This is a genomic window from uncultured Methanofollis sp., assembly GCF_937919355.1.
In the GTDB taxonomy this organism is placed as follows: domain Archaea; phylum Halobacteriota; class Methanomicrobia; order Methanomicrobiales; family Methanofollaceae; genus Methanofollis.
Genome location: NZ_CALFSA010000212.1, coordinates 1 through 3,553, shown reverse-complemented (window position 1 = coordinate 3,553; position 3,553 = coordinate 1). Strand labels below are relative to the sequence as shown.

Genomic DNA, 3,553 nt, shown 5'->3' with positions numbered 1-3,553 from the left:
GAGGAACAGGGAGAGGGCAGCGACATCGATGTGCTCGTCGCCTTCGATGCCTCCGCCGACCTCTTTGATTTTGTCGGACTGTCGCAGTACCTCGAAGAAAAACTTGGCCGTAAGGTGGATGTCGTGCCGGAGACGGCGCTCCGCCCGGAGATCCGCAGCCAGGTGACGCAAGACCTCCTCTTTGCATGAGATCCCCTCTCCTCTATCTATCGGACATCGTCAGTGCCCTGGAGAAGATCGAGGAGTTCACAGCAGGCATGACCTACGACGAGTTCCTCCGTGATGACAGGACTCAGAGCGCAGTCATCAGGAAGTTCGAGGTCATCGGGGAGGCGGCGAAAAAGATCCCTCTCTCCGTCAGGGAGAGGCACCCTGCCGTCCCCTGGCGGGAGATGGCCGGGATGCGGGACAGACTGATCCACACCTATTTTGGCGTCGACACGATGCTTGTCTGGAGGACGGTCATCAACCGCGTGCCCGAACTCCGGAAAGAGATCCGGAGGATCATCCAGGAAGAAGAAGGGAGATAGCGCCCGACTCTTCCAGCACCGCCCCCTTCCTTCCACCCATTTTCAGCGCGTTGCAACGCCCGACGTCACTCAAAAGACGATGCAATGGCGCTTGATCTCAATTCCATCATCTGAGCATCGGTATCTCACGATCGTTCTCAGCATCGCGGGTTTCGCACACACACCCACACACGCACACCCATAGAGAGGTCATGGTGTGTGCGTGTGTGATCTGCTGTACTTTAGTACTGATAGAGAGACGCGTCTCTCTCTCTGTACTGGTACCGTCACATCAGAACCCATCCCTCGCAGATCGATCCTCGCGGCCGGTGCTAAAATTCCGCTGAAAAACTGCTGCAATGCTGGAAACGTTCAAAAAAGATTGGGGGAGTCTCACCCCACGATGACGCCAGTAAACACCGTCACCGCGGGCCCCTGCATCGTCGTCGTCTCCCCGCACCCGATGACAAGGGGGCCGCCGTTCGTCTCGACATGCACCTCGGCCCCGACGCGGCCGAGGCGGTGGGCGACGACCGCCGACGCCGTGGCGCCGGTGCCGCAGGACTCGGTCTCGCCCTCGACGCCCCTCTCGAAGGTGCGGACCCTGATCCCGTCCTCGCCCGTCACCTGCACGAAGTTCACGTTCGCCCCCTTCGGGAAGGAGGGGTGGTGGCGGATGCGGGGGGCCGCGGCCCGGACATCGACCGCGGCGACGTCGTCGACGAAGACCACCGCGTGGGGGACGCCGGTGTTCGCCGCGTAGACGGTGAAGCCGTCGATCTCCTCCTTATACTCCCCCTCACCGCTCGCCGGGATCGCGGAGCAGGCGAAGGCCGGGTCGACCATCTGTATCGTCGCCCAGAACTCGCCCTCCCCGTCATAGCCCATCGAGACAGGCATGACGCCCGCCAGGGTCTCGACCGTGCAGGTGCCGGCGGCGAGACCCGCGTCGAAGGCGTACTTCGCGAGACACCGGATGCCGTTCCCGCACATCTCGGCCTCGCTCTCGTCCTGCTGGAAGAGGCGCATCTTCACGTCGGCCTTCTCCGAGGGAGAGATGAAAAGCACGCCGTCCGCGCCGATGCCGAAGCGGCGGTCGCAGTACAGGGCGGCAAAACCTCCCTTCATCTCGTCCGGGATGACTGTGCCCTTCATCTCGTCGATCAGAACGAAGTCGTTGCCGTTGCCGTGCATTTTGGTGAACCGGATCTCCATATCCCTATGTTTCCCCTGTCCACGCTATATCTCTTCGCCGGTCTGTCTGCCTGAAGAGAGGAAAAAAGTAGAGACTGTTGGCGTGCCGGGTGTGCAGATCCGGGGATGGACGGCAATTGGGTGATCCACCCCCGATTCTGGCAATGGTATCCTCTTTGGATATAGGGTTTCTGTACAGATCCTCTCGCCGGAAGGTCACGCCCCCTTCCCTCTCATCCACGGCGGCGAGAACGTCTCTTCAACCGCCGGCCTCGCCGGGAAGGGGGTGCGGGCGAAGATCACCGGTGTGCCGCTCACCCCCAGGTCTCTCCCGTGGCAGTCGATGACCTGGTAGATCGCGTCGGTGGTCGAGTGGTTGTCAGGGGCCTCTCCATCCAGGAAGATCTGGATGCAGCCCGGATAGGTGATGCCGTAGCAATAGACCGGCCCGTCGGGGTAGAGATACGTCTCCAGATCCGGCCCTGCCGCCCGGAGGATGGCGAGGAGGTCCTGCCCTTCGCCCACCCTCCCGTAGGCGGCGCAGACGTCGCACGCGAGGATCCTCTCCAGGTCGTCCTCGCCGATCCCCGGGACCACCTCCCTCACCGCCGCCCCGGCCCCCCCTGCCTCCACATCGGCGGTCAGGTCGGCGTAGATGGATGCTGCTCCGATGGATACGAGTATCACGGCGAGAGCCGCGACAAGAAATGCCGGTGCCTTCGATCCCTGGTCCATATCCTCTCTCTAGAATGGTTGCGGCGATATATACCGTTTCCGAGGGATGGAGAGGGCCAGTGTCTTCCTTTTCTCCCGGATCACACGACTCGATTATTCCGGACGCCTGTCCAGATGCCGGGAGGCGACCGTCCGGAGAAGAAGATACACGACGGCAGCGACGAGCATGTACTCCAGGTAGAGCCCGACCCAGAGGAATATGGAGAAGGCGAGGTCGAATGCAGGTGTGCCCGGTGGGAGGGCGCCGATGACCCCGTCGAAGATCCCGCCGATGATGGGCAGGCGGTCGGCGAGGAGGGGGGCAGGCCCGCCCGGCAGTTGTTCGGGGTTCACCAGGAGGGCGATGAGGAAGGGTGCGGAGGCGATGGACGAGCAGAGGACTGCGAACATCCGCAGTCGTCCTGAGACGACGCCGTCGATAAGGGGGAGGGGGGTGACGATGCCGGCCGCGGCGACGATACCGATCGCGAGGAGGACGGCGAGGGGTGTGCCGGCGCCTGACGTGATCGCCATCCCCGCGATGATGAGGGCGAGGACAGGCGGGAGTGCGAGACGCAGACGCCTGTCCGCGACCCTGCCGGTCAGGCAGCCGAGCAGCAGGGCGAAGGCGATGGTCGAGGAAGCGATGAGGAGCAGGATGAGGAAACCCATACTACACGTCCTATGGCGCGGTGTTATATTCCCCTTCCGGTCTCCGCGTCAGGGGAGGTACTCCACCACATGGTCGAGGAACTCCTCGACTTTTTCCCGTGAGTACGGCCCCTCCTCGTAGGCCGAGACGATCGTCATGGCGTCGCGGAAGGTGGAGAGGGACATGAGGAACCCGTACGGCCAGCAGACGCAGGGGAGGAGGCAGGCACTGCGGAGGTCGAGGGACCTCCCGTCCTTCCCTTCGAGGGGGAGGACGCCGTCGGCGTCGAGCACCCCGATGTTGGAGAAGACCGGGTTCTTGAGGGCCGTCTCCTCATACCTCTCCGTCATGCCGGCGAAGAAATCGTCGACCGCCGCCATGCCGCCCGCATAGATCTCGTCGTAGAAGAGGATACAGCCGAGGCCGAGGCCGTTCGCCTTGCGCCGTCTCGTCGCCGCCGTGACCTGGTCGATGACGTCTTCCA

Annotated in this window: 5 protein-coding genes and 1 pseudogene; 2 read left to right on the top strand and 4 right to left on the bottom strand. The window is 63.1% G+C overall.

Going from position 1 to position 3,553, the window contains the following annotated elements; all coding sequences use genetic code 11:
- Nucleotides 1–189 (top strand): nucleotidyltransferase family protein (locus Q0520_RS10310; protein WP_298669762.1); only part of this gene is annotated, 189 nt, incomplete at its 5' end.
- Complete coding sequence (locus Q0520_RS10305) at nt 186–530, top strand: DUF86 domain-containing protein (RefSeq protein WP_298669760.1); 345 nt, start codon at nt 186–188, stop codon at nt 528–530. The genes Q0520_RS10310 and Q0520_RS10305, both read left to right, overlap by 4 nt.
- 372 nt (nt 531–902) lie before the next feature.
- Here Q0520_RS10305 and dapF read toward each other — a convergent pair whose 3' ends face one another.
- From dapF to Q0520_RS10285, 4 genes and pseudogenes are all read right to left on the bottom strand, one after another.
- The gene (dapF, locus tag Q0520_RS10300) at nt 903–1,724 is read right to left on the bottom strand and encodes a diaminopimelate epimerase (RefSeq protein WP_298669757.1); all 822 of its coding nucleotides are present in this window, start codon (nt 1,722–1,724) and stop codon (nt 903–905) included.
- A gap of 195 nt (nt 1,725–1,919) precedes the next feature.
- On the bottom strand, nt 1,920–2,438 hold the full coding sequence (locus Q0520_RS10295; RefSeq protein ID WP_298669754.1) for a hypothetical protein: 519 nt from the start codon (nt 2,436–2,438) through the stop codon (nt 1,920–1,922).
- A 93-nt stretch (nt 2,439–2,531) separates the two neighbouring features.
- Entirely contained in the window at nt 2,532–3,089 is a 558-nt protein-coding gene (locus Q0520_RS10290) for a hypothetical protein (RefSeq protein WP_298669751.1), read from the bottom strand.
- Nucleotides 3,090–3,137: 48 nt separating this feature from the next.
- Nucleotides 3,138–3,553, bottom strand: a pseudogene (locus tag Q0520_RS10285) (condensation protein); the annotation flags it as partial.

Excerpts from the sequence above, each read along its gene's own strand:
- Q0520_RS10305 (WP_298669760.1), top strand. The coding sequence starts at position 186 with ATGAGATCCCCTCTCCTCTATCTATCGGACATCGTCAGTGCCCTGGAG.
- dapF (WP_298669757.1), bottom strand. The coding sequence starts at position 1,724 with ATGGAGATCCGGTTCACCAAAATGCACGGCAACGGCAACGACTTCGTT.
- Q0520_RS10295 (WP_298669754.1), bottom strand. The coding sequence starts at position 2,438 with ATGGACCAGGGATCGAAGGCACCGGCATTTCTTGTCGCGGCTCTCGCC.
- Q0520_RS10290 (WP_298669751.1), bottom strand. The coding sequence starts at position 3,089 with ATGGGTTTCCTCATCCTGCTCCTCATCGCTTCCTCGACCATCGCCTTC.